Origin of the sequence: Bacillus piscicola, from assembly GCF_022458745.1 — a bacterium.
Lineage (GTDB): Bacteria > Bacillota > Bacilli > Bacillales > Marinococcaceae > Alteribacillus_A > Alteribacillus_A piscicola.
In genome coordinates this window covers 13,642-37,543 of record NZ_JAJJJF010000012.1, presented here as the reverse complement: position 1 = coordinate 37,543, position 23,902 = coordinate 13,642, and the positions used below count along the sequence as shown (strand labels likewise).

At 44.9% G+C, this 23,902-nt stretch carries 26 protein-coding genes and 1 riboswitch; of the genes, 1 reads left to right on the top strand and 25 read right to left on the bottom strand.

Annotated features, from left to right (window positions below; translation table 11 throughout):
* Positions 1 to 58 precede the first annotated feature (58 nt).
* The 24 genes from LOR49_RS14925 to LOR49_RS14810 form a co-directional block, all read right to left on the bottom strand.
* Positions 59 to 1,252 carry a bifunctional 3,4-dihydroxy-2-butanone-4-phosphate synthase/GTP cyclohydrolase II gene (locus LOR49_RS14925; protein WP_240377734.1) on the bottom strand — a complete coding sequence of 398 codons (1,194 nt, stop codon included), beginning with the start codon at positions 1,250 to 1,252 and terminating at the stop codon, positions 59 to 61.
* Positions 1,253 to 1,288: 36 nt separating this feature from the next.
* Positions 1,289 to 1,942: a riboflavin synthase gene (gene ribE, locus LOR49_RS14920; protein ID WP_240377668.1), complete on the bottom strand. Its 654-nt coding sequence runs from the start codon at positions 1,940 to 1,942 to the stop codon at positions 1,289 to 1,291.
* Positions 1,943 to 3,040 (bottom strand): bifunctional diaminohydroxyphosphoribosylaminopyrimidine deaminase/5-amino-6-(5-phosphoribosylamino)uracil reductase RibD, encoded by a 1,098-nt coding sequence (ribD, locus tag LOR49_RS14915; RefSeq protein WP_240377666.1) that lies wholly within the window; start codon positions 3,038 to 3,040, stop codon positions 1,943 to 1,945.
* Between the two features lie 164 nt (positions 3,041 to 3,204).
* Positions 3,205 to 3,356, bottom strand: a riboswitch (FMN riboswitch).
* Between the two features lie 516 nt (positions 3,357 to 3,872).
* Positions 3,873 to 4,025 carry a hypothetical protein gene (locus LOR49_RS14910; protein WP_240377664.1) on the bottom strand — a complete coding sequence of 51 codons (153 nt, stop codon included), beginning with the start codon at positions 4,023 to 4,025 and terminating at the stop codon, positions 3,873 to 3,875.
* Positions 4,026 to 4,028: 3 nt separating this feature from the next.
* Positions 4,029 to 4,463 carry a peptidylprolyl isomerase gene (locus tag LOR49_RS14905; protein ID WP_240377732.1) on the bottom strand — a complete coding sequence of 145 codons (435 nt, stop codon included), beginning with the start codon at positions 4,461 to 4,463 and terminating at the stop codon, positions 4,029 to 4,031.
* A 45-nt stretch (positions 4,464 to 4,508) separates the two neighbouring features.
* Positions 4,509 to 5,828, bottom strand: coding sequence for a diaminopimelate decarboxylase (gene lysA / locus LOR49_RS14900; RefSeq protein WP_240377662.1), 1,320 nt, complete (start codon positions 5,826 to 5,828; stop codon positions 4,509 to 4,511).
* Between the two features lie 186 nt (positions 5,829 to 6,014).
* Positions 6,015 to 7,550, bottom strand: coding sequence for a spore germination protein (locus tag LOR49_RS14895; protein ID WP_240377660.1), 1,536 nt, complete (start codon positions 7,548 to 7,550; stop codon positions 6,015 to 6,017).
* A 25-nt stretch (positions 7,551 to 7,575) separates the two neighbouring features.
* A complete protein-coding gene (locus LOR49_RS14890) occupies positions 7,576 to 7,998 on the bottom strand; it encodes a stage V sporulation protein AB (RefSeq protein ID WP_240377658.1) in 423 nt (140 codons plus the stop codon).
* Positions 7,968 to 8,603: a stage V sporulation protein AA gene (locus LOR49_RS14885; protein WP_240377657.1), complete on the bottom strand. Its 636-nt coding sequence runs from the start codon at positions 8,601 to 8,603 to the stop codon at positions 7,968 to 7,970. The genes LOR49_RS14890 and LOR49_RS14885 overlap by 31 nt, the downstream gene beginning before the upstream one ends.
* 195 nt (positions 8,604 to 8,798) lie before the next feature.
* Complete coding sequence (sigF, locus tag LOR49_RS14880; RefSeq protein ID WP_240377655.1) at positions 8,799 to 9,548, bottom strand: RNA polymerase sporulation sigma factor SigF; 750 nt, start codon at positions 9,546 to 9,548, stop codon at positions 8,799 to 8,801.
* Positions 9,549 to 9,559: 11 nt separating this feature from the next.
* Entirely contained in the window at positions 9,560 to 10,000 is a 441-nt protein-coding gene (gene spoIIAB, locus LOR49_RS14875; protein ID WP_240377653.1) for an anti-sigma F factor, read from the bottom strand.
* Complete coding sequence (gene spoIIAA / locus LOR49_RS14870; protein ID WP_240377651.1) at positions 10,001 to 10,351, bottom strand: anti-sigma F factor antagonist; 351 nt, start codon at positions 10,349 to 10,351, stop codon at positions 10,001 to 10,003.
* A gap of 137 nt (positions 10,352 to 10,488) precedes the next feature.
* Positions 10,489 to 11,679, bottom strand: a complete 1,191-nt coding sequence (locus LOR49_RS14865) for a D-alanyl-D-alanine carboxypeptidase family protein (RefSeq protein WP_420830489.1) — start codon at positions 11,677 to 11,679, stop codon at positions 10,489 to 10,491.
* 431 nt (positions 11,680 to 12,110) lie between these two features.
* Positions 12,111 to 13,412: a pyrimidine-nucleoside phosphorylase gene (locus tag LOR49_RS14860; RefSeq protein WP_240377729.1), complete on the bottom strand. Its 1,302-nt coding sequence runs from the start codon at positions 13,410 to 13,412 to the stop codon at positions 12,111 to 12,113.
* Positions 13,413 to 13,440: 28 nt separating this feature from the next.
* The gene (locus LOR49_RS14855; RefSeq protein WP_240377650.1) at positions 13,441 to 14,265 is read right to left on the bottom strand and encodes a purine-nucleoside phosphorylase; all 825 of its coding nucleotides are present in this window, start codon (positions 14,263 to 14,265) and stop codon (positions 13,441 to 13,443) included.
* Positions 14,266 to 14,268: 3 nt separating this feature from the next.
* Positions 14,269 to 15,102: a purine-nucleoside phosphorylase gene (locus LOR49_RS14850; protein WP_240377648.1), complete on the bottom strand. Its 834-nt coding sequence runs from the start codon at positions 15,100 to 15,102 to the stop codon at positions 14,269 to 14,271.
* A complete protein-coding gene (gene deoB / locus LOR49_RS14845) occupies positions 15,099 to 16,298 on the bottom strand; it encodes a phosphopentomutase (RefSeq protein WP_240377646.1) in 1,200 nt (399 codons plus the stop codon). The genes LOR49_RS14850 and deoB overlap by 4 nt, the downstream gene beginning before the upstream one ends.
* Before the next feature lie 15 nt (positions 16,299 to 16,313).
* Complete coding sequence (gene xerD, locus LOR49_RS14840; protein WP_240377645.1) at positions 16,314 to 17,201, bottom strand: site-specific tyrosine recombinase XerD; 888 nt, start codon at positions 17,199 to 17,201, stop codon at positions 16,314 to 16,316.
* A gap of 23 nt (positions 17,202 to 17,224) precedes the next feature.
* Entirely contained in the window at positions 17,225 to 17,410 is a 186-nt protein-coding gene (locus tag LOR49_RS14835) for a DUF4227 family protein (RefSeq protein ID WP_240377644.1), read from the bottom strand.
* A gap of 584 nt (positions 17,411 to 17,994) precedes the next feature.
* On the bottom strand, positions 17,995 to 18,483 hold the full coding sequence (gene fur, locus LOR49_RS14830) for a ferric iron uptake transcriptional regulator (protein ID WP_240377643.1): 489 nt from the start codon (positions 18,481 to 18,483) through the stop codon (positions 17,995 to 17,997).
* Between the two features lie 120 nt (positions 18,484 to 18,603).
* Positions 18,604 to 19,236: a stage II sporulation protein M gene (spoIIM, locus tag LOR49_RS14825; RefSeq protein ID WP_240377642.1), complete on the bottom strand. Its 633-nt coding sequence runs from the start codon at positions 19,234 to 19,236 to the stop codon at positions 18,604 to 18,606.
* Between the two features lie 102 nt (positions 19,237 to 19,338).
* On the bottom strand, positions 19,339 to 19,872 hold the full coding sequence (locus tag LOR49_RS14820; protein ID WP_240377641.1) for an NUDIX hydrolase: 534 nt from the start codon (positions 19,870 to 19,872) through the stop codon (positions 19,339 to 19,341).
* Positions 19,873 to 19,907: 35 nt separating this feature from the next.
* The gene (locus LOR49_RS14815; RefSeq protein WP_240377640.1) at positions 19,908 to 20,984 is read right to left on the bottom strand and encodes a DUF3866 family protein; all 1,077 of its coding nucleotides are present in this window, start codon (positions 20,982 to 20,984) and stop codon (positions 19,908 to 19,910) included.
* 55 nt (positions 20,985 to 21,039) lie between these two features.
* Positions 21,040 to 21,567: a TlpA family protein disulfide reductase gene (locus tag LOR49_RS14810; RefSeq protein ID WP_240377638.1), complete on the bottom strand. Its 528-nt coding sequence runs from the start codon at positions 21,565 to 21,567 to the stop codon at positions 21,040 to 21,042.
* 199 nt (positions 21,568 to 21,766) lie between these two features.
* Here LOR49_RS14810 and uppP point away from each other — a divergent pair, with 199 nt between their 5' ends.
* Entirely contained in the window at positions 21,767 to 22,591 is an 825-nt protein-coding gene (gene uppP / locus LOR49_RS14805; protein WP_338021154.1) for an undecaprenyl-diphosphatase UppP, read from the top strand.
* A 117-nt stretch (positions 22,592 to 22,708) separates the two neighbouring features.
* Here the strand turns inward: uppP and trpB are convergent, their stop codons facing one another.
* Positions 22,709 to 23,890, bottom strand: a complete 1,182-nt coding sequence (trpB, locus tag LOR49_RS14800) for a tryptophan synthase subunit beta (RefSeq protein WP_240377635.1) — start codon at positions 23,888 to 23,890, stop codon at positions 22,709 to 22,711.
* Positions 23,891 to 23,902: the final 12 nt, after the last annotated feature.

Here is a 23,902-nt window from a genome sequence, read left to right as displayed (position 1 = left end):
AAGACTCTTTTTAAATCCGAACAATTTGCATAGAGTATAGCATGGTTGGCTTTTTTAATTAAAAATGTAACATATGTCCCAGCTTGGAATGTTTGGTGCGTAAATATTTTTCATTGTCTTTGTTACAAGGAAGCTGCAGTGGAACACGCTCTACTACTTCTAGGCCATACCCTTTAAGTCCTGTAATTTTACGAGGGTTATTGGTTAACAGCTTCATTTCGGAAACACCTAAATCACGCAGGATCTGGGCACCGATTCCATAATCACGTAAATCAGGCTTGAAACCAAGCTTCTCATTCGCTTCCACTGTGTCATATCCTTGTTCCTGCAGTTCATATGCTTTTAATTTGTTAATCAGTCCAATACCGCGGCCTTCTTGTCTCATATATAAAAGAACGCCGGAGCCTGCTTCTTCAATTTGCTGCAACGCCGCTTGGAGCTGAGGACCGCAGTCACAGCGGTGGGATCCAAACACATCGCCGGTTAAGCACTCTGAATGAACGCGGACAAGTAACGGTTCGTCAGGCTTGATCTCACCTTTCACCAGTGCAATATTTTCTTTATCGTCAATGACAGACGTATAACCGTACGCTTTAAAATCACCAAAAGCAGTCGGAAGGTTAATTTCAACTTCTTTTTTGACAAGTTTGTCTTTCTTATGGCGGTACTGAATCAAATCTTTAATGGTGATCAATTTCAACTCATGTTCATCGGCAATTTGACGTAAATCCGGGACACGTGCCATTTCCCCGTTATCTTTAATAATTTCACAAATAACCCCGGCCGCTTCTGAACCTGAAAGTCTTGCCAAATCTACCGCCGCTTCCGTGTGTCCGGCACGACGAAGGACTCCGCCGTTTTTAGCAACCAATGGGAAGACATGGCCAGGCCGCTTGAAATTGGCACTCGTTGTCTTAGGGTCCAACAGAGCTCTAATTGTTCCAGCTCGCTCACTTGCTGATATCCCAGTTGTAGTTGACTCGTGGTCAATACTTACTGTAAACGCTGTTCCATGTGGGTCTGTATTGTTCTCGACCATTGGCGCGAGACCGAGTTCACGCGCTCTGTCTTCCAAAATCGGAGTACATACAAGTCCGCGTCCGTGCGTAATCATAAAATTAACCGTTTCTGGTGTCACTTGATCCGCAAGGGCGACAAAATCACCTTCATTTTCTCTGTCTTCATCATCAACGACAATAACGACTTTACCTTGCATCAAGTCATAAATTGCTTCTTCAATGGGGTCGAACATTCTTTCTGTTGTCATTTCTATCACTCTTTCCCCTTTTTAGTCACTAAACCCATGCTCTTTTAAGATATCTTTTGTAATACCTTGGAAATTATTACGACGTGCCGAAAGCAGCCGTTCTGTATATTTCATCAGCATATCTGTCTCGATATTGACAGGATCCCCGGTACTTTTTTCACTTAACACCGTTTCCTGCCAAGTGTGAGGGATAATCGAAATGGTGATCGTATTTTCGATGTCGCTGACGCCAAAAATGGTTAAACTAATGCCATCAACCGCCACTGAACCTTTTAGCATGACATACGGCATCCACTCATCCGGGACAGTAATGTCAATATAATACGCGTTCTCATAAGGAGTAACCGAACGTATCGTGCCCGTCGTATCGACATGGCCGCTTACAAAGTGTCCACCAAAACGCCCTTCCGCTGACAGCGCCCTTTCCAGGTTCACCTTTGTTCCTTTTCTAAGCATCCGTAAGCTGGTCGCTTTCATCGTTTCCGGCATAACATCCACTGTAAACGAATGCTCCTGAAAAGTTGTCACTGTCAAACAAACACCGTTAACGGCAATGCTGTCTCCCAATTGAATATTTTCCAAAACTTTTTCAGCTTGTACGGTTAACACCATTGCTTCCTTCATTTCGTCAATCTGCAAGATCTCTGCTTTTTCTTCAATAATACCAGTGAACACTTAACGTTCCTCCTTTTCGCGGGGCAGGGCGACCAGTTTGATGTCTTCCCCTATTTTCTCCGTGGAGCGGATTTCCACATCCAGGGCCTCATTCATATATCGGGAACCAGAACCACCTAACATGGACGGAGCCCCGTTGCCGCCGATTAATTTCGGAGCGAAGTAACAGACAAGCTCTTGGAAGGCACGCTCATGGAGAAAACTGCCGTGTAATGCAGCCCCTCCTTCGACATAAAGGGATACAATTTTCTTTTGTCCAAGAATGTCGAGCACTTCTTTTATATTCACCTGTTCCGATTTCGTTTCGATCACAGAGACTCCTGCCTCCCGCAATGCTGCTTTTTTCTTTTCTTCCGCTTTTGGAGAACAGATCACCCAGACTGGGGCTTGCATGTCTTGAATCATTTTTGCTGACGGCGGAGTTTTTAGGCTGGAATCCAAGATAATCCGAATTGGATTCAGTCCGCCATTCGGAAGACGAACCGTCAAGGATGGATCATCCTTCAAGACTGTCCCGATACCGACCATAATCGCATCATGCTCGTGACGGAGACGATGACCGTCTGCCCGGGCTTCCGGTCCAGTGATCCATTGACTATCCCCGCTCTCCGCTGCTGTTTTCCCGTCTAAGGAAGCTGCTGTTTTTAACGTGACATATGGAGTTTTCGTTTTCATATAATGAAAGAAATCACGGTTCAGCCAGTCTGCTTCTTGCTTTCCCGTATCCGTCACCACGTCTATCCCAGCATTCTTTAGTTTAGTGATGCCGGTACCTGCCACTTCCGGGTTCGGGTCCATCGTGGCGATGACCGCTCGTTTTATTTTCTTGTCTATAATCAAATCCGCACATGGCGGTGTTTTTCCGTAATGACTGCAAGGTTCCAGCGTGACATAAATGGTCGCGCCTTCCGATTCTTCACCGGCCATGTGTAACGCGTGAACTTCCGCGTGTTCGGTCCCAGCTTTCAGATGAGCGCCCATTCCGACAATTCGGCCATCTTTGACGACAACTGCTCCTACTGTCGGATTTGGAGAGGTCTGGCCTTTTGCTGCGCTTGCCAACTGTAAGGCTAGTCCCATATATTCTTCATCTATCATACTCGTCTTCCTCATTTCTACACATTAAAAAAACCTGAAACGAATGCTTCAGGGTTTGGAAGTGTGCTCAAATAAGACCTATTTCCAGTAAAGGAAATAAGTTCCTACCATACCTAGACATAACAGGTAAAAAGATATACTTATCCTAGGCATTTGCGAACACGGCCTTACTTCTCCCATCCAGACTGTAACTGTCGGTTCCGGAATTACACCAGATCCACCGCAGGCAGTTATTACACTGCGTACGGGTCACGGACTTAAAAACAATTGTTTTATCACCGTCGGTTGGGATTTTCACCCTACCCCGAAGCAGGTTATATACAAATCATTATAACCACGCCGTTATTTAATTGTATTGGTGTTTGTTTTTATCATATAGCGTTTTCACAGCGACGTCAAATATATTTATTTATCCTTCCTGTGTATGCCGTCACCAAATCGTACGGGCAGCAAAATAATAACATCGTATGATGTGTGTAAAGCTGCCAAATTGGCTGAACTGGAAAATAACGACCATATTGCAGGGGTATGAAGTCGCCAAATTGGCTGAACCGTAAAATAACGTCAGCATTGTGGGGGTTTGAAGTCCCCAAACCGGCTGTGTCGCAAAATAACGACGTCATACGGTAAATACGGCGCCTCTATTTTGGAATAACAGCACAATAACAACCCCATATGATGCATATGCTGCTTCTATTTTGCGACGGTTTCCATTTCGAGACACCATTATATCCGTATGATGTCTTCAAATAGTCTCGTAAGCAAAATAACAACGTCATCGCCCGGCACATAGAAAAACTCCCCTTCCGGAAGGCCCGAAAGAGGAGAGCTATTAAACCTTTTTCTGTACATCGCTATTCTTTTTCTCATCGGTGCACTCAAAACAGAGAAGCTTTTTCTCTTCATCAACCACTCCGTTTAAGAAACCATCCAGGCAAAATACTTCTTTCCCACAGACGGCACACTCTCCAACGAGCTCACGCATGTATTACTCGTCCCACACTTTGACTTTTTTCATGACGTCGCCTGGTTGAATGCGGTCAACTGAATCCATACCTTCCGTTACTTTGCCAAAAACAGTATGCACTCCGTCTAAGTGAGGCTGTGGCTCAAACAAAATAAAAAACTGGCTGCCTCCTGTATCTTTTCCAGCGTGTGCCATCGAAAGGTAGCCGCGCTCGTGACGATGCGGATTCCCTTCTGTCTCACACTTGATCGTATAACCGGGTCCGCCTGTACCCGTTCCGTTTGGACAACCGCCCTGGGCAACAAAGCCTGGAATCACCCGGTGGAAAGTAAGGCCATCGTAATAACCTTTGTTAGCGAGAGACTCAAAGTTTTCAACTGTTCCCGGGGCTGCTTCTTCAAAAAATTCTAGTGAGATTGTTTCGCCATTTTCAAATTCAATGCTTCCTTTTTTCATCATTCTGCACTCCTTCAAGTAGCTTAATATTGGTTCTCTTGTCCACTATACACGTTCTTGTGAACGAAGGGGAAGGTCATTTCTTAATAAATCCTCGTAAGATTCGCGTTTGACGACGAGTTCCGCTTTCCCATTTTCCACAAAAACGACCGGCGGCCGCGTAAGCCGATTATAATTGTTTGCCATCGAATAACCGTAAGCTCCTGTACAAAATACAGCTAAAATATCACCCGTATTCACTTCAGGAAGCGGCAGATCCCAGATAAGCATATCGCCACTTTCACAGCATTTCCCCGCGATTGCAAAGTTATCGGCTGCCTTCTCATTCGCCCGATTGGCAAGAATAGCTTCGTATTCAGACTGATAAAGTGCCGGACGAATATTGTCCGTCATCCCGCCGTCCACCGCAGCATAGCGGCGCACTCCGTCAATGTCTTTTTGAGACCCGATCGTATAAAGGGTTGTACCTGCATCCCCGGCAAGGGAACGACCTGGTTCTATCCAAATTTCCGGGACGGCCATGCCAATTTCAGCAGATTCTTTTTTGACTGCTGCAACAATGTCAGCAATGTATTCGGCAGGCGAAAGCGGTGTGTCTTCTTCGACGTATCTAATGCCAAAACCACCGCCGACATTAACTACTTCCGGCACAAAACCAAATTGTTCCTCCCAATCCGAAAACTTCGCAAACAACTTTTCAATAGCAGCGACAAACCCATTCGTCTCAAAAATTTGCGAACCAATATGGCTGTGCACACCACGAAGCTGAACATACGGATCACCCTGCAGCATTTTAATGGCTTGATCTACTTGTCCACTGGCAAGATCGAAACCAAATTTCGAATCTTCCTGGCCAGTTGAAATATAATCGTGGGTATGTGCTTCTACACCTGGTGTCGTCCTGAGCAGCACGTCCACGCTACACTTCCTTTGCTGTGCTTCTTCCCTCAGTAAAGAAAGTTCATAAAAATTATCCACAACGAAGCACCCGATCCCAAGATCAAGGGCGAGCGTGATTTCCTCTAGGCTCTTATTGTTGCCATGAAAATGAACACGCTCCATCGGAAAACCGGCTTTTTTAGCGGTTATTAGCTCCCCTCCTGAAACAACATCAAGGGACAAGCCCAATTCATCAGCTAATTGTACCATGGCCATACAACTAAATGCCTTACTGGCATAGGCGACTTGGTAGGAGACCCCCGCATCTGCAAATGCTCTTTTAAACCCCTCTGCCCGCTCTCTTATTAATGCCACGTCATAAACGTAAATAGGAGTTCCGTATTCTTTTACAATATCAACCGTATCCATCCCGCCTATTTCCAGGTGGCCGTGCTCATTTATTTGACTCGTTCCGTGTAAATACATACGTTGTCGCTCCTCACTAAACATAGATGAATGGTTATATTTTAGCATTAAATAAATGAGATAAAAAGAAATAAGGCTATTTCGAATTTCTCATTATTTGTTAATTAAGAGAACAGATTACGGGATAAAAAGCGGGAGGACAAATGCTAAAAGCAGCATACACACCCGTATGTGTATGCCGCCTCGTTATTCTGTCGACTGCTTTACCGGGTCCTGTGGATTGACGATTCGCGGCCGGTACCGTTGGCTCGGAACAGAAGTCCGAACGAAAATCTGCCATAATGCTTGTCCATCGAACGGAAGGAATGGCCACAAATACGGTTTATTCAGGGCGCGAACGTGCACCAGTATGAGAAACAATAAAGCAGAAGCAATGACAAAACCGACACTCCCAAAGCTAACCACGGCAACTAACAAAAAGAGCCTTGCTAATTTTATAGCTACGCCAAACTCATAGCTCGGTGTCGCAAAAATTCCCATTGCTGCGACTGCTACATAAAGAATGACTTCAGCTGTAAACAGTCCCACATCGATGGCAATCTGACCAATTAATAGCGCTGCCACCAATCCCAATGCGGTTGCGAGTGGTGTCGGAGTGTGTATGGCGGCCATGCGCATCATCTCTATCCCAATCTCGGCAGAAATAATCTGGAAAAACTCAGATACGTTTGAATCCTTGTTTGGTCCAATATATTGCAACTGCTCTGGAAGCAGCCCCGGTTCTAACGTGACGAGCAGCCATAACGGCAAAATAAACAATGCAACAAAAATACCGAAGAAGCGTGTCCACCTTAAAAAAGTCCCGACAAGAGGCGCCTGTCGATATTCCTCGGCATGTTGTACGTGGTGAAACAGCGTAGTCGGGGTAATAATGACGCTCGGGGAAGCATCTACCGTAATAATAAGATGCCCCTCAAATAAGTGGATAGCCGCGACATCCGGCCGCTCTGTATAACGGACAAGCGGAAAGGGGTTTAACCCTTGTTTGAGTAAATACTCCTCCACCACTTTATCGGCCATCGGCAATCCATCCAGATCAATTGCTTCTAATTCCTTGCGAACGATATCCACCATGTTGGGATCAGCTACTCCATCAATATATGAGATACATATATCCGTTTTCGAGCGTTCCCCCACCCGCATCATTTCATTACGCAGTCTCTCATCGCGGATCCGCCTTCTCGTAAGTGCTGTGTTTTGCACAATATTTTCCGTATAACCATCACGGGCACCGCGTACAACTTTCTCGTTATCCGGCTCTTCCGGCGTGCGGCCGGGATAGTTTCTTACGTCTACTACAAGTGCTTGTTCTTCACCGTCTACTACAATAAAAATTAATCCAGCAAGCATCTCCGCGATACAGTCTTCGAGCGTGTCTTTATACTCTACTTGCAAATGAACTAAATGATTTTCGATAGCCTCTTTTACAGAGGTTGTGTCTTCCTCTTTTTCATTATCTTCTCTGTCTAAATCAAGAAGCTCTTGCAGAAGTTCGATAATGTATTCCATATCACAGAGACCGTTCACAAAATAAATCTGGATATCCCGATCTAAAATACGCATTTCCCTTACACCGACGTCAAAGCTCTTGCCGATGCCGAGACGATTCTTTAATCGTTCCGTATTTATCTCGAGATGTTTCGATATCTTCGTTTTGCCTTCTTCGTCTTCCTGCTTATCAACTGAGACGTTTTTAAATTTCCACTTCTTACGCCGAATCATTTTATCCCCCCATACAGGTTAACGGTTAGTAATCAACAAAAAATAACCAGTGAAACAGTGATCCAACTATTTTACCCAGCACAATGGCCATAACGAGAATGATAATATTTTTTTCAAGTCCGATTCTTTTCGCAAGGATCGGAAACACGTTTAACACCTCTGTTAAAGCTGCAGCAAGCATGCCTACAAATATGCCAGCCGCTAGGCCTATTGGCATCGTTACTACACGTGGCAGGTGTAGTTCCAGATGATGAAGAGTAGCAAATGAACCCGCCATCGCTCCGGCTATCACGGCTATTTCGTATGCATGGATTGCTTGGTATGTTTTCGATAATTGAACAAGCCGTGGGATAATTCCCAGTACAGAAATAAATGCGACTAGTCCGCTCCCGACAGCAAGGCCTCCGCCTAATCCGATTAAGGCGGTGACGAGGATTTCAAGGACCACGTTTTTGAACTCCGATCTGTTTCCGTTTCTGCTAAATATTGTTCAATATCCTGTTTATACTGATACATTTCAATCTCTAGCGGACTTGGCTCTTCATTAATACGTTTTTTAAATATGTGGTTGAAAAACAAGATCATCCCTAACCCGAGCCCAATGGAATAGGGGATCTGCAACATCAGAGGATGAGGGTCATTCTCACCTGTAACCAGATGGTATAGCTTTTGGTGAACAGCAAGCATGCTGACATCCTCGTGGAAGTTCATAATCGCAAGTGCTGCCCCGATAAATAATAAAAACCAGACGAAACAAAATAACACGAGATTCATTTTTTTTCGTTGAATGGTCGTTTCCACGACAATCTGGCGCGGTCCCATATTCATAATGCGTATCTCTGGATAAGCGGTATGAATTTTTTGCAGGACTGTTAGTATATCAATCACAACATGAGTGTTATCTTGCCGAGAAATAGTGTAAAGAGGAAGGTGTAATAATCGTTGAATGGTTTCTTCTTCCCCTTCTAGCCGTGCGATATCACGGAGGTACAGTTCCTGCCCTACTTTTGCTTCCGTACTGGCAAAAAGCTGTAAGTAAACCTGATTTGCCATCTCTGTCCCCCCTCGTCTATTCGTATTCTGGATATCTACACTTTCTACCTGGACATTCTATAGAAGTCTGGATTCTTCCGGAGATATACGGCCTTCTGCGTTGGTATTTAGCTATTAACAAGCATTTCACCACACGTCTTTCCTCCTAGTATGTTCACGAACAGGCTTCTGCATACAAGAAAAGCCATCTTGTCTTTATTCAGACAGATGGCTTTTCATTTTATGAAGTATTCTTTTTTCCAGCCTGGAAACCTGGACTTGCGAGATACCGAGCCGGCTGGCAACCTCGGATTGTGTTTTATCTTTATAGTAACGTAAATAGACAATGAGCCGTTCTCGTTCTTCCAGCTGTTCGATCACTTCTTTTAACATGATTTGTTCAAACCACTGCGAATCACCTTGATCGGAAATCTGATCCATTAACGTAATCGGATCCCCTTCATTTTCATAGACTGTTTCATGCAAAGAAGAGAGACTTTTAGCTGCGTCCGTCGCAAAAACGACTTCTTCCATTGGCAATTCCAGCTCATCAGCTATTTCCTGAAGAGAAGGAACACTTCCATGACGACTGGTCAATTCTTCTTTGACACGCCGTATTTTATTATTTAATTCTTTTAGAGATCTGCTTACTTTGACGGTGCCGTCATCTCGAATAAACCGTTGGATCTCCCCAATGATCATCGGGACAGCATAAGTAGAAAATTTAACATCATAGGAGAGATCAAATTTGTCTATCGATTTGATCAAGCCAATCACACCAATTTGAAACAAGTCTTCTGCCTCATACCCTCTATTAATAAAACGTTGCACCACAGACCATACAAGCCTCGTATTTCGATTGACGATTTCATCTCGTGACTCTTTGTCGCCTTGTTGGCTTCTCGCAATTAAATCACGGACAACGTCGTCTTGAAGAGGCTGTTCTTTTTTCAGTTTCACATCCATACAGACTCTCCTTAATTACAAAGTGATCTGCTTTTCGCAAGCCGCTTTTTCAAATAAACAGTCGTACCAGCTCCTGGTTCAGAATTGATCTCCACTTCATCCATGAAATTTTCCATAATCGTAAAGCCCATGCCAGATCTTTCCAATTCAGGTTTCGTCGTAAAAAGAGGCTCCTTTGCCTGGTCAATATTTTCAATGCCGGCCCCGTCATCTTTTATCGTTAACTCCACCATGTCGACGTCAATTTTAAGCATGATCGTAATCGTGCCGGCCGGATTTTCGTGGTATCCGTGGATAATAGAATTGGTAACAGCTTCAGACACGACCGTCTTTAATTCCGTTAGCTCGTCCATATTTGGGTCAAGCTGCGCAACAAAGGCTCCCACGCTCACTCTTGCAAAGGATTCATTTTCACTAACCGCGGAAAACTCCAGTTTCATTTCGTTCTTCACTTAGGCCACCCCCAGCTTTCGTAATGCATCCGTCTCCCGATTTTCAAGACGTAAAATTTTAAAAAGACCAGACAGCTCAAAAATCCGTTTTACCGGAGAGGAGATCGAACAGACAACCATCTCCCCTCCTTTTTTACTGATCTGCTGATATCTTCCTAAAATAACACCAATTCCGGAACTGTCCATAAATGCCAACTCCTCCAAATTCAGGAGGATATGTTTAACGTTCCCCTCCGCCAGTACATCATCTACTTGGCTGCGAAGCTTCTGGGACGCATGGTGGTCCAACTCCCCCTGTAATCGAATGCAAAGCACATCACCCATTTGTTCAAGATTTACCGCTAAACTCATCCAACTCTCCCCCTGCTCTTTCATAGTTCATAGGATTCTGACTCGCTGCTCTATGTTTCGCTTTTCGAATCTCGGTATCCTTTTCGAATGACAAAACTAGTGGTAGTTCGGTAAAAAAAGCTATGATGTGGCATTTGCTACCCGTTCCCGGTTAGGGCTGCGAAGGTATGTTTAAACAGGACAAACCAGCTGGCTGACTCGACTTCTTCGTTGATGACGAGTTCCTGTTCCGCAATTTTTTCGTCACCATCATAAAATTGAATAACCCCCACTTTTGTATCTTTTTCAGCTGGGGCTTTTATTTTTTCAGGAACGTCTATTTTTTCGGTCAGATTTTCTGCCTTCTTTCCTTTAGGAAGGACGAGGGCCGCATCTCTCGCTAAAGAAGCGCTGACACTTTTCTGTTTGCCTTTTTCTATCGCTATTTTTTTCATTTCCGTTCCTTTTTTGGCGAGGACATGGTAGTCAAAGTTCTGAAAGGCGTAATTTAACATTTCCGTCGTTTGTCTATTTCGCTCTTTCGGAGTTTCTGCTCCCATTAGGACGGTGATAACCCGCATTCCATTCTTTTTTGCTGTCGTTGTAACATTATACTTAGCCTCTTTTGTATAGCCTGTTTTTAAGCCGTCTACTCCGTCATAGTGTTTCACAAGCCGGTTTGTATTCACCAGCCAAAATTCTTTGTCCGTCCCTTTTCGTAAATAATCCTCATATACACTTGTGTATGCAAGGATTTTTTCGTACTGGAGAAGCGCACGGGCCATAACAGCCAAGTCATAGGCTGTTGTATAATGGTCTTCAGCAGGCAGACCTGTGGTATTTTGAAAATGCGTGTGTTTTAACCCTAGCTCTTTCGCTTTTTCATTCATCTTCTTAATAAAGTTTTTTTCTGTGCCTTCTAAATGCTCGGCCATCGCTACAGAAGCATCATTAGCGGAAGCAATCGCAATACCCTTTAGCATCTCCTCTACTGTCATTTGTTCGCCTTCTTCTAAAAAGATTTGCGAACCTCCCATGGAAGCAGCTCTTTCACTCGTTGTGACTTTATCCTCCAGATTGATTACGTCCTCCTCTAGAGCCTCCATTACTAACAACATCGTCATGATTTTGGTCATGCTGGCAGGCGGGAGCTTTTCATTTTCATTTTTGTTATATAAAACCTGCCCCGTCTCTGCTTCCATAATAAGAGCCGCCGTAGCTTCTTCAGCCAATCCTGTGTCCTGCTTTTCCTCCGCTGAAGCCACTCCGATTCCGCACGTGAACGCTGTTAAAAATGAGCATAGCATCAGAAATAATATCTTCTTTAATTTACTTACCGTCAATTCCAGACACCTCCCATATTGATACTTCCATTTTTTCCATAATTTACTTTTTATATACGATACATTTAGAGAAAAAAAGGGCTGTCCAAAAGTTAGGACAGCCCATTCTATTTCAGCAGTTACCCACCGGAGTCTACGTGTATTTCAACTGCTGGGTAAATATATTTTATTCCGGAAAAAAGTTACATCTGATTCAAATGTATAACTCAACTATCATTTCTAATATCCGAATGTTATACGTATGGTAGATAGCCTGGTTGATTTCCACTACAGGCGGACGCTCTCCGTTACAATCAACGCGTAGTATTCTTTATGAAGCGAATGTCTAAAAATATTTTTATATGGTTGTTCATCTTTTCGATCTGTTAGACACTAAGGAAATCGACTAAGAAGTGTAAATTCCCTGTTAAGACAACCTCTTATCGAAAAACGTTTGGTTAATGGATCGTTGCAAAGATGAGGGGAGGTGGTGCTATTTTTGTGTCAGTAAAAAGGTAGGCCGTTCTTACTGTGTTGATCACTTCAGAAACGTCCGCTTCATTGCTGTGTAGAGAAGCGAGCGGCTCACCCTCTTCTACGTAATCACCAATTTTCTTATGTAGTTCAATTCCGACGCTATGATCAATTCGGTCTTCTAATGTTCTCCTTCCTGCTCCAAGGACCATCGCCGCCCTTCCTATGGCCGCTGTATGCATCGCTTTCACATAACCGGCGGAAGTAGAAGTTACTTCTATTTCATATGCTGCTTTCGGTAGTAATTCAAGCTGTTCGACAAGCTTTGGGTCTCCGCCTTGCCCTTCGATGAACTGTTTCATTTTCGCAAGCGCTTTGCCGTTTTTCATCACTTCTTCTATAAGACAACGGCCTTCTTGCTGATCCGCCGCTCTTCCTCCTAATACGGCCATGTGCGCTGCCAATTCTACACTTAACTCATGGATGTCAGCCGGTCCTTCCCCGCGCAGTGTCTCGACTGCCTCTTTTACTTCGAGCGCATTTCCGACAAAGCTCCCAAGAGGCTGATCCATGTTCGAGATAACAGCCACCGTGTGCCGGTCCAAAGAACACCCAATTTCCACCATTGCCTCTGCCAATTGCTTTGCATCTGCCGTGTCTTTCATAAAAGCTCCGGAACCGTATTTCACATCTAACACAATGGCATCGGCACCAGCGGCGATTTTTTTACTCATAACAGAGCTTGCGATAAGCGGGATGGAGTTGACTGTTCCTGTCACGTCCCTTAATGCGTATAATTTTTTGTCTGCTGGTGTAAGGTTGCCGCTTTGCCCTGCAACTGCCAGCTTATTTCGATTCACCAGCTCAACAAACTCTTGATGGTTAAACTCGGTACGCAGACCGGCAAACGTTTCCAATTTATCAATCGTGCCGCCGGTGTGTCCTAACCCTCTACCTGACATCTTTGCGACCGGAATATCAAGAGCTGCCACCAGCGGCCCGAGTATCAACGTCGTTTTATCGCCCACCCCGCCTGTTGAATGTTTATCTACTTTAACGCCTTGGATGGAAGACAGATCAAGGCAATCACCAGACGCTGCCATCGCACTTGTCAGTACGGCAGCCTCATCCTGCGTCATTCCTTTAAAATAAACAGCCATTAGAAAAGCTGCTGCCTGATAATCGGGAATCCGGCCTCCTGTATACTCTTGTATGAACCACCGTACTTCACTTTCCTCCAGTTCCTCTCCGTCCCGCTTCTTTGTAATAATATCTACCATTCTCACGGCTGCCTGCACACCCTTTCCATCCCTTTTATTTTATTCTGGACAATGTTTCTTTGAGGAGAGCAATGAAACGTGGTTTTGTTTTTGCGGCGGTTTCGATTACCTCATCATGTGATACTCCTGCGATCTCCTCCCCAATTGCCATATCGGTGATGCAAGAAATACCGAGTACGCGAAGACCAGCGTGGCGGGCAACGATGACTTCCGGAACGGTCGACATCCCGACAACATCTCCCCCAAGCCGGCGAAGCATAACAAGCTCGGCAGCCGTCATGAAATTTGGCCCGGAAATTCCGGCATATACCCCGTTCTGCAGAGTAAACCCGAGTGTTTCCGCTGCCTCGGCAGCAACAGAACGTAGATTCTCATCATAGGCGTGACTCATATCGGGAAAACGCACACCGAGCTGATCGTCATTCGGTCCGATCAAAGGATTCGTACCCGTTACATTTAAATGGTCTTCGATGATCATTAAATCTCCCGGCTGAAAAGATGGATTCATGCCGCCGCACGCGTTGGTTACGACGAGCGTGCTAACCCCCAATGCTTTCATCACACGAACGGGAAACGTTACTTCCTGCATCGTGTACCCTTCATAAAAATGAAAGCGTCCTTGCATCGCGATGACGTTTTGGCCGCAAAGCTCTCCAATTACAAGCCGGCCGGCGTGCCCGGTAACCGTTGCGGTTGGAAAGTGGGGTATAGAGGTGTAGTCAATCTGAACCGCATTCTCAATCTCCTCGGCAAGGTCCCCTAGCCCCGATCCAAGGATAAGGCCAATTTGCGGCGTATTCGTCAGTCGTGCTTCGATAAAACTTGCTGCTTCGTTTATTTTCTTTACGATTTGTTCCATTTTCTACCTTCTCTCCTCTCCGATTCGCTTCACTATTTCTTTCATAAGCTGCAGAAAATCATGCTGTACACGTTTCGTTGTATGGATTACCTCCTCATGGCTTAATGGAGTGTCTACTATTCCTGCTGCCATATTGGATAAGCAGGAAATGCCGAGTACTTCCATACCGCTGTGGACAGCCACGATCACTTCCGGAACGGTGGACATCCCTACCGCATCCGCCCCGAGCTTTTGCAACATTTTTACTTCAGCCGGGGTTTCATAGGAAGGACCCGTTACAGAGGCGTAGACCCCTTCTTGAAGCGGAACGGTCAGAGCGGCACTTCCTTTCCGGGCAATGGTTCTTAGCCGTTGTGAATACGCAGAGGACATATCAGGAAATCTCGTTCCCCATTCATCGATATTTTTACCGATTAATGGATTGGCACCGAGTACATTGAGATGATCCCGAATGAGCATAAGTTCCCCTGAAGAAAAAGACGGGTTGATACTACCGGCCGCATTTGTAACAAGCAGCGACGCGACCCCAAGTGCGCGCATCACCCGGACGGGGAACGTCACTTCTTTTAAAGAATAACCTTCATAAAAATGGAACCTGCCCTGCATAGCGACGACCGGAACGTCATGTAAATATCCAAAAACGAGCTGCCCTGCATGCCCTTCAACCGTTGACACCGGAAAGCCGGGTACCTCTTCATATGGAATCTTCACCGGTCGTTCAAACTCCTCGGCCAGGACACCGAGTCCGGAACCGAGGATAAGGCCAACCTCCGGACGTACTTCTGTTTTACTGAGAATTTTCGTAACCGCATCTTCTAAAAGCCGTTTCGTCGTCATGCTCCCCCACCTCCTGTGATCTCCTTAAGAAAACTTGTGCCGTTCTCCGGCGGGTGCACGTGAAAATTATCCGCAATCGTAGCGCCGACATCCGCGAAAGTGTGGCGAAGGCCGAGGTTTTCACCAGGAGTGTGCCCCGGGCTGTATGCTAGAAGTGGCACAAACTCACGTGTATGGTCTGTACCATGATGAGTCGGATCATTGCCATGGTCTGCCGTTATGAGCAGCAGATCGTCTGTCCGCAGCTTGTTTAAAAGCTCCGGGAGCGCCGTATCAAATTCTTCGAGGGCGGAAGCGTATCCTGCAACATCACGGCGATGGCCAAATAATGCATCAAAATCAACTAGGTTCACAAAGCTGATACCGGTAAAATCCCGTTCTGCGGTATTTATTATTTTTTGCATGCCATCCATATTCGAAGTAGTACGAATCGATTCTGTTACACCTTCCCCGTCATAAATATCACTGATTTTTCCAATGGCTAAACTATCAAACCCACTCTCTTTCAGTTTATTCATGACCGTCGGCTCGAATGGTTTTAACGCATAATCATGACGATTTGACGTCCTTGTAAACGCGCCGGGAGTGCCAATAAACGGACGGGCGATAACACGCCCGATTTTATAAGGCGCGTCATAAGTGAGCATGCGTGCTCTCTCACAAATATTATATAACTCATCAAGCGGTACTACCTCTTCGTGAGCCGCGACTTGCAGAACAGAATCGGCCGATGTATAAACAATTATCGCTCCTGTTTCCATATGTTCTTCGCCGAGCTCCGCAATAATTTCTGTCCCGGACGCTACTTTATTGCCAATTATTTTTCTCCCTGTTTCCCGTTCTAACTTCGCGATAAGGTCCGTTGGAAATCCGTCCGGAAACGTCCGAAACGGCTCATTTACATATAAGCCCATCAACTCCCAGTGACCGGTCATCGTGTCTTTGCTGTGCGAAATCTCCTGCATCTTGCCGTAAAAAGCAGAAGGTTCACTGACTTGCGAAACCCCTTGTAACTCCTTACTATTCCCAATACCGAGTTGTTCCAAATGCGGGAGATTTAACCCGTTCATTCGCTCGGCGATATGGCCTAACGTATCCGCACCTGCGTCACCATACAGAGCAGCGTCAGGCGCTTCCCCGATCCCGACAGAGTCCATGACGATAACAAATATTCGTTTAAAAGGGTGATTTGCCATAAACAACTCCTTTCTCTATGCCCGTGGATGAAAATGAACATAGACATCTTTAAGTTTATGATTCGAAACGTGTGTATAAATCTGTGTCGTCGATATGTCCGCGTGTCCCAACATTTCCTGAACGGCCCGTAGGTCCGCCCCGTTTTCAAGAAGGTGAGTCGCAAATGAATGCCGCAGTGTATGCGGTGTCAGTTTTTTAGTGATGGCAGCTTTTTCGGCTGTTGCTTTTAGGATCTTCCAGAAGCCTTGGCGGGACAACTGCTCCCCATGATGATTGACAAATAAAGTGTCATGCCTTTTATTTTTCATAAGCGGCAGGCGTGCTTTGTTCGTATAGCGTTCTAGGGCATCTGCTGCTTCTTTTCCAAGCGGAATAATCCGTTCTTTATTCCCTTTCCCGATGCAATGGATGAAGCCCATGTGCAAGTGAATATCACGTGTCGTCAAGTTACATAATTCACTAACACGGATTCCCGTTGCATACATAAGCTCAAGCATCGCTTTATTACGGATTGCAAACGGTGTCGTTCCATCGGCCGCTTGCAGGAGCCGCTCTACTTCAGACACAGAAAGAAAATCTGGCAGCTTTCGTTCCCCTTTTGGGATCTCCACTAACTCAGAGGGATCCTTTTGTGAACGCTGTTCGCGAAGCAAGAACTGATGAAATGCCCGAATGGACGAAATATTTCGGGCGATGGTTGACGCCGAACGGCCTGCTTCTTTCAAGGAATAAAGATAATCGACCACATGCGAGCGCTCAATCTGCCCGGCATTCTCAATAGCTGTACGATTAATATGCTTCATATATTGATGCAAATCGCGGTTATAGGAGCGAATCGTATTCTCTGATAACCCCTTTTCCACTTGGCAGTAATGAATAAAATCAGCAACATCTGCTTCCACTCCGCGCCCCTCCTTTGTTCATGTTATAAGAGCGGCTTCTCCAGTATCCCTTGCACTTGTTCCGCATCTGTATGTGGGTTTAAAAGCCGATCGTCCCCTTCGTAACTATTACTCAACCATATAATACCATAATAAAAAATAATCAAACATACGCTGAACATAACGAAAACTTTTACCGTTTCTATACAGAAGGACAGCCATTTGTCCATGATAACTCCCTCATTTCAATGGAATCTAGGAATTATCTATGACAAAAACAGATCAGAATATACGTATCCCTCTGCTTTACTTTGATCGCAGACGCCGTTCGAATAGTGTCTCTCTATTAGTAACAAGCTGTTTTCATGACATCAAAGAACTGCTCTGACGTTGTTATTTCGGTCGTTTTCTAAGTTGACGACTTCATAGGAGTGTAATGAATCTGTTATTTGGGCAAGCTTTTGGTTACATCGCTTCATACAACGGATTTGATGACTCTATTTCATTGTTTTTCTAATTTCATGTCTCTATAAAGGGATTATGACGTTGTTAGTAACGTCCTTTCTTGATTACACTGCGCCACACTCCTTCTCGAGTGTCGTCATGTTCACTCTCTCCTGATTTTAAAGGCACCATACAGTTTGTATAGTGCCTCCATTACATCTTGTCTTACGTTTATGTAGTTGTTTCACATCTATAGGTTAAGTCTTATGTTTATAAAAGCAGCAGGAGTGCTTAGGCCTCAGATACTTTACCACATTTTCCCAATCCATTATTCCAAAAAAAAACCTCTTCTTAGCAAATAAGAAAAGGTTTAGTTGACTTTGTTCATCTCTTTCTCTGAGTCTTTCTTTTTCTTTTCCACTTTGCCTTGGCATCGGTGGCAGACTCCGTGGAACGTTAAGCGATGATCTTTGATTTTAAAATTCCAACCATTCTCTACGATTTTTTCAACGTCACCAAGCAGGTCTTCCTGGATCTCGTCTACAGCACCGCATTCCATACATACGAGGTGATGATGGAAATGGGCTGCTCCTTCTTGTCGCAAGTCATATCGTGAAACGCCGTCTCCAAAGTTTATCTTATCGACCACTTCGAGTTCATTTAGTAATTCAAGTGTGCGGTAGACGGTTGCCAACCCAATTTCAGGTGCTTTTTCCTTCACAAGCAAATAAACGTCTTCTGCACTCAAATGATCCTCTTCATGTTCAAGAAGCACGCGAACGGTAGCTTCCCTTTGGGGCGTAAGTTTATAGCTTTGAGAATGAAGTTGCTTTTTGATACGCTCAATTCTTTGCTCCATCGTACTCTCCCCCTGTCAAAGCCGCTAAAGTTTATTATAATAAGTGCCGGGGAGAGTGTCAAATGATAATTATAATTATAATCACTTTAAAATTATTATTATTTAACATCCACCTTATACTTACCAATTCATGACACTGCGCATTAATGTGGGGGATAAGAAGCCCTCAATTGCGGCGGCTCCGGCTAAACAGACTAACACACACCCTGCGACAACTACCGATCGCCATATAACGGATGGTACGGGGGTATGCCGGCTTTGTTTGAAAAGATGCTTTATAATACTGAGAGAAATACTAATGGAAACGACGGACATGACCATGTAGGCCGGGATCACGAGCAGGTTCTGCGGCAACACGGATGTAAAGGCGAGGAAGAACCCCTTACTTCCCATTTGCTGGACGAGAAATCCGATTGTAAACCCGGAAACTACTCCCTTTATAAACAGAAGGATTAAAATAAAGGGAACACCCGCTACGGAAAGACCGAGCACCCACATCAATCCGATATAAGTAGTGTGATGAGAAAGGCTTTGCAAAAATATTTCCCGTGATGTAATATCAGTGCCTGTCCCAAACTGAGAAAGAAACTGCTGTAAGTATCCATACAAATCATTTTTTAAAGAGAGTGATAAACTATTAACTAGCACCGCACCAAAAACGACACCCATAAATAGCAGAATAAGAGTAAACCAATAAAAGGATCGGAATTCGCTCCAATGTTTGTGTACGAGATAAGATAGTGATTCAAGCATCTTTAAACGGCCTCCCTGCTATGTGAACATATAATACTCTATGAGCAGGAAAGACATTCTATTACCCATTCTTTAAGGGGAGCGTTTTCGTTCATAGACATTCTATGGCAAACGGCTTTTTATATATTGTACGGCAAAGATTGTTTTAGCATCATGTATTTCTTCGTTGTCTATCATTTTTTCTGCCTCCGCTACAGTCACTTCCATCACTTCAACAAATTCATCTTCATCTGTCGCTGTCCCGCCTTTTTCCGAGACAGCTGTCTCATAGAGATAAACGATTTCATCCGAAAAGCCAGGGGATGTGTAAAAAGACAGGACTTTATCAAGTTCATCGGCTATGTACCCTGTTTCCTCTGCCAGTTCCCGCTTGGCGGTTTCCGCCGGTTTTTCACCTTTTTCTAACTTTCCTGCTGGAATTTCGATGATCTCTTTTTCCAACGCTTTTCGGAATTGTTTCACCATCACTAGTTTGTTTTCCAGTGTTATGGCTATTATCGCAACAGCCCCTGGATGTGTAATAATCTCTCGTTTACTCTGGCTTCCATTAGGTAACTTCACATCGTGTACATGCAAATCTACTATTTTTCCTTCGTAGAGCGTTTCTTTGTGAATCGTTTCTTCGTTTAGCTTCATGTTCTAAACTCCTCCTGTTTCTTAGGCTGTATCCCTTATATGATATCTTCCAGCACATACTTTACCGGAGCAAGCACCCCTTTGATATAGTCTGGATCCCTTTTTACGTCGTTCCCCATTTTTCGGATAGGCAGCGGATAGGTGAGTGACCATGCTTTCCATTCCTGCAGCCATTCTTCTACATTGAGGACATGTACATCATGTTGGGAGGACTGGACGTGTTTTTCTAAAAGCTGCTTTTCGATAACTTGCTGGTTTTGAGCTGTCAGCTTCGGCAAGACCAGGGTGGAAGGGGCGTGTGCAAACCGTAAAAGTGGTGTGAGTGTATGATGACTTATGCCGTAGTGGCGCTCTCTTTTCTCCTGAAAGGAAACACGCGGGACCCATATAGGTCTCCCTCCAAGAGAGCTTGTTATATTAGCCCACTCCGCTAACGCCATTCCGCTGAAACCGAGCGGGGTAGCAGTGCCGACTGTTCCAGGACCCATCGAAATAATGAAAACATCCACAGCCTTTTTCTTGAACAGCCACAAGAGCGCATTCGGAATCGTCACCGCTTCTTCATTCCCGCCAAAAGCCTGACCTGTCGTTACGACATGGACTTGGGGGTGTTTTTTCCATATTCGCATATGATCGCTTAGTCCGGCTGGGAGAGAGGCTTCGTCTGAGAGAATGACGCCAATCTGTACATTACTCTTTTTCATTAAAAAAGTGCCGAGCATAATCGGGAGCATACTATGAAGTTCCGCCAACATGACAGGTTTTTCGGTGATTTGAAAAGTGTCATGAAAAAGATAATGGTCTGGATGTTCCGGGGCATCCACGGCCAGAACGCTATGCTGGCAAGACGTATAACGCGCTTTCATTATATGGCCTTTCCCTTCTTGCTGGTACATGTGGCCGGCGCTTGCAATGACGATGTCCCACCCACCTGTTCCGAGCTGGAGCAAGCCGGCTGTCACGTTAACTTTTACGGTATCCCCGACACGAACAGATGGAGAACATGCCTTATATAAAATAGCTTTCCGTAACCCACCATCCGTTCTCAGCTTTTGGATAGAGTTATCTTCCTCCAGAATTCCTTCAACGCGTACCATCTGCTCCGCATACATACATTTCACCTCTTTACAGTTTACGTAAAGCAAGGCTCCAACATGAAAAAGGCTTTTATCGGAGATGTTCTTTTATCTTGTTTTCAAGCTGCTCAAAATTCGTTTCACCGGCAATCTTATCCACGATCTTTCTGTTCTCATCAAGGATATACGTCGTTGGAAGCAGCTGGAGATTATATAGATCAGCAACCTCCCCCTCTTCGTCGATCATAGCCGGAGTTTGTTCCATATCGTGTTCCTTCACAAACTTTTCAGCTTCTTCCTGTGTCCGTTCATAAGAGTTCATATTAACAGTAACAACCGTAACGCCTTTGTCTTTATACTCTTGATGAAGCTTCATTAATTCCGGCATTTCTCGTCGGCACGGATCACACCACGAGGCCCATAGATTCATAATGACAACATTGCCCTCATAGTTAGATAGAGATCCTTCGTTGCCATTGTACATGGGCAGTGTAAAATCCGGGGCAATGTCTCCTTTCTCGGTTCCGACTCTTGAGACGGATAGATTCGTAAATACGACAAATAAAATAGCGGCCGCTGCTACTATTAAAATAAGACTCGTGACGACCTTTCGATTCACTTTCATATCTTCCTCTCTGTTCTCAAGTTATAGGCAAAATGCAGACACGTTCATTCTAGCATAGATATATGGTTAATCCTTGAATGGCGATGCCGCCCTAAAAAGAGAAGGAGAATAGTACCTTCTCAGCATAAGGCGGTTCTGGTAAACTAATGGAGGATTACGGGCATAGAAAGAGGAGTGACACGTATTGAGTATTGTGGAAGCATTTATATTTGGAGTAGTGCAAGGGATTGCGGAGTTCCTTCCCATTTCGAGCACGGCTCACATAATCATCGCACAACTGCTATTTGGGTATTCCTTTCCTGGATTATCTTTTGAAGTTATTCTGCATCTTGGTTCTATTTTAGCTGTTATCCTTTATTTCCGAAAAGATATCTTTCACTTACTGCAAACGTTTTTTCGCTATATCGCACAGCGGCGGCCACAAGACCGTCCTGAATTCTTTTTTTCTATTTACATTATTGTGGCGACCGGGATCACGGGTGTTTTAGGGATTTTTTTGGAGGATATTCTTGCGGACTCCATAAAAACTCCCGTCTTTATTGCTTCCGCGCTAGCTGCCACAGGTTTCTTTTTAATTTTGATTGAACGTTTTCATAAGGTTGGAAGCCGGACTGAAAAAGAAATGACACTCTTAGATGCAATCGTCGTCGGGCTTGCCCAGACCCTCGCAGTTCTTCCCGGGATATCACGCTCTGGAAGCACCTTGATCGCTGCTCTGTATGCAGGCCTGGACCGTACGACAGCTGTTCGTTACTCCTTTTTACTATCGATACCGGTTATTTTAGGATCATCCGTGCTTGCGATCGGGGATTTAAATTCAGGGGCACTCGCTGCTATTGGCTCCTCTGCTCTCTTGGTCGCGTTTATCGCTTCTTTCGTTACGTCCTGGCTCGGTATTGTCTGGCTCATTAACTTCTTGAATAAAGGACGTTTAATTTACTTTGCTTTATACTGTTTTATACTGGCTATTTTAGTCGTGTCCTTTTTAAATAACGGAACCGTCGTCACACTAGGGTAAAAATGTATCGATCTCCGTCCGATTATTATGCTCCCAAGCCAGTATGTCTCAACGTACGCGAAGTCAATTAACAGAGAAAACCTCCCGCCGTTTCGTTACGTACGGGAGGTTCTTTGCTTATTCAGCTCTTTGTTCAAGAAGTTGTTTCACTTCGGCTACATCTTTATCTCCGCGGCCGGATAAGTTGACAATAATAATATTATCTTTATCCATCTCAGGCGCCAATTTAGCAACAAGTGCAAGGGCATGGGCACTCTCAAGGGCAGGAATGATCCCTTCCGTCCGTGAGAGCTCTTGGAATGCATCAAGCACTTCCTGTTTCGTCACCGTAAAATACTCCGCGCGGCCCGATATTTTCAAATAACTATGTTCGGGTCCGACTCCTGGATAATCCAGGCCGGCTGCGATCGAATCCGTCGGCAGCGGGTCCCCGTTTTCATCTTGCAAACAAAGACTGGTAAATCCGTGCAGAACAGCAGGAGTCCCTTTCGTCATCGTTGCCGCTTCTAACGGTTCTGCACCAATGAGGCGGACACTCTCGTCTTTTAAATAAGCAGAGAACGAGCCGATTGCATTACTGCCGCCGCCGACACACGCGACAACTGCATCAGGAAGCCTGCCTTCCTTGGCCAAAACCTGCTCCCTTGACTCTTTACTAATCACAGACTGGAAATGATGCACCATTGTCGGAAAAGGATGAGGCCCGACGACAGAGCCGATCAAATAAAAAGTAGTTTGATAGTTTTCCACCAAATCTTGGAGCGCTGCGTCGACCGCATCTTTTAAACGAGCGCCGCCTGTTTCAACAGCAACGACCTCAGCCCCTAACAGCTCCATCCGGAAAACGTTCAGTTCCTGTCTCCGCGTATCTTCTTTTCCCATGTAAATCGTGCAGTCCATATTCATCATGGCACAGGCAGTGGCAGTGGCGACACCGTGCTGACCCGCACCAGTTTCGGCAATAACTCTTTTTGCTCCCATGTGTTTGGCAAGCAAAATCTGTCCGATTACGTTATTAATTTTGTGCGCACCGGTATGGTTTAAGTCTTCCCGTTTTAAGTAAATTTTCGCTCCGCCTAATTTTTTCGTCAAACGCTCTGCATATGTGAGTGGATTCTCGCGGCCGACATATTCTCGCAAATACATATTGTATTCTTCTATGAATACCGGATCATCCTTGTATGTCAAAAACGCTTCTTCCAGCTTACCAAGCACTGCTTGAAGCTCCTCGGGAACGAACATACCTCCGAAATCACCAAAGTAACCTTCTTCTCTACTTTCTACTTGTTTTTCTCCCATCTTTATCCCCTC

What these genes read in the sequence shown, in the direction of transcription:
- spoIIAA (WP_240377651.1), bottom strand. Translation starts at nt 10,351, where the DNA reads ATGAGTTTAGCGGTAAATCTTGAACAAATGGGTGATGTGCTTTGCATT.
- LOR49_RS14910 (WP_240377664.1), bottom strand. Translation starts at nt 4,025, where the DNA reads ATGCGTGAGCTCGTTGGAGAGTGTGCCGTCTGTGGGAAAGAAGTATTT.
- LOR49_RS14855 (WP_240377650.1), bottom strand. Translation starts at nt 14,265, where the DNA reads ATGGAACAAATCGTAAAGAAAATAAACGAAGCAGCAAGTTTTATCGAA.
- LOR49_RS14820 (WP_240377641.1), bottom strand. Translation starts at nt 19,872, where the DNA reads ATGAAGCTAAACGAAGAAACGATTCACAAAGAAACGCTCTACGAAGGA.
- sigF (WP_240377655.1), bottom strand. Translation starts at nt 9,548, where the DNA reads ATGGATGTGAAACTGAAAAAAGAACAGCCTCTTCAAGACGACGTTGTC.
- deoB (WP_240377646.1), bottom strand. Translation starts at nt 16,298, where the DNA reads ATGGCAAATCACCCTTTTAAACGAATATTTGTTATCGTCATGGACTCT.
- trpB (WP_240377635.1), bottom strand. Translation starts at nt 23,890, where the DNA reads ATGGGAGAAAAACAAGTAGAAAGTAGAGAAGAAGGTTACTTTGGTGAT.
- LOR49_RS14905 (WP_240377732.1), bottom strand. Translation starts at nt 4,463, where the DNA reads ATGAAAAAAGGAAGCATTGAATTTGAAAATGGCGAAACAATCTCACTA.
- LOR49_RS14925 (WP_240377734.1), bottom strand. Translation starts at nt 1,252, where the DNA reads ATGTTCGACCCCATTGAAGAAGCAATTTATGACTTGATGCAAGGTAAA.
- spoIIM (WP_240377642.1), bottom strand. Translation starts at nt 19,236, where the DNA reads ATGCTTGAATCACTATCTTATCTCGTACACAAACATTGGAGCGAATTC.
- LOR49_RS14850 (WP_240377648.1), bottom strand. Translation starts at nt 15,102, where the DNA reads ATGACGACGAAACGGCTTTTAGAAGATGCGGTTACGAAAATTCTCAGT.
- LOR49_RS14885 (WP_240377657.1), bottom strand. Translation starts at nt 8,603, where the DNA reads ATGGCAAATCAGGTTTACTTACAGCTTTTTGCCAGTACGGAAGCAAAA.
- lysA (WP_240377662.1), bottom strand. Translation starts at nt 5,828, where the DNA reads ATGTATTTACACGGAACGAGTCAAATAAATGAGCACGGCCACCTGGAA.
- LOR49_RS14815 (WP_240377640.1), bottom strand. Translation starts at nt 20,984, where the DNA reads ATGTATGCGGAGCAGATGGTACGCGTTGAAGGAATTCTGGAGGAAGAT.
- LOR49_RS14895 (WP_240377660.1), bottom strand. Translation starts at nt 7,550, where the DNA reads ATGATTCGGCGTAAGAAGTGGAAATTTAAAAACGTCTCAGTTGATAAG.
- fur (WP_240377643.1), bottom strand. Translation starts at nt 18,483, where the DNA reads ATGGAGCAAAGAATTGAGCGTATCAAAAAGCAACTTCATTCTCAAAGC.
- LOR49_RS14835 (WP_240377644.1), bottom strand. Translation starts at nt 17,410, where the DNA reads ATGGACAAATGGCTGTCCTTCTGTATAGAAACGGTAAAAGTTTTCGTT.
- ribD (WP_240377666.1), bottom strand. Translation starts at nt 3,040, where the DNA reads ATGATAGATGAAGAATATATGGGACTAGCCTTACAGTTGGCAAGCGCA.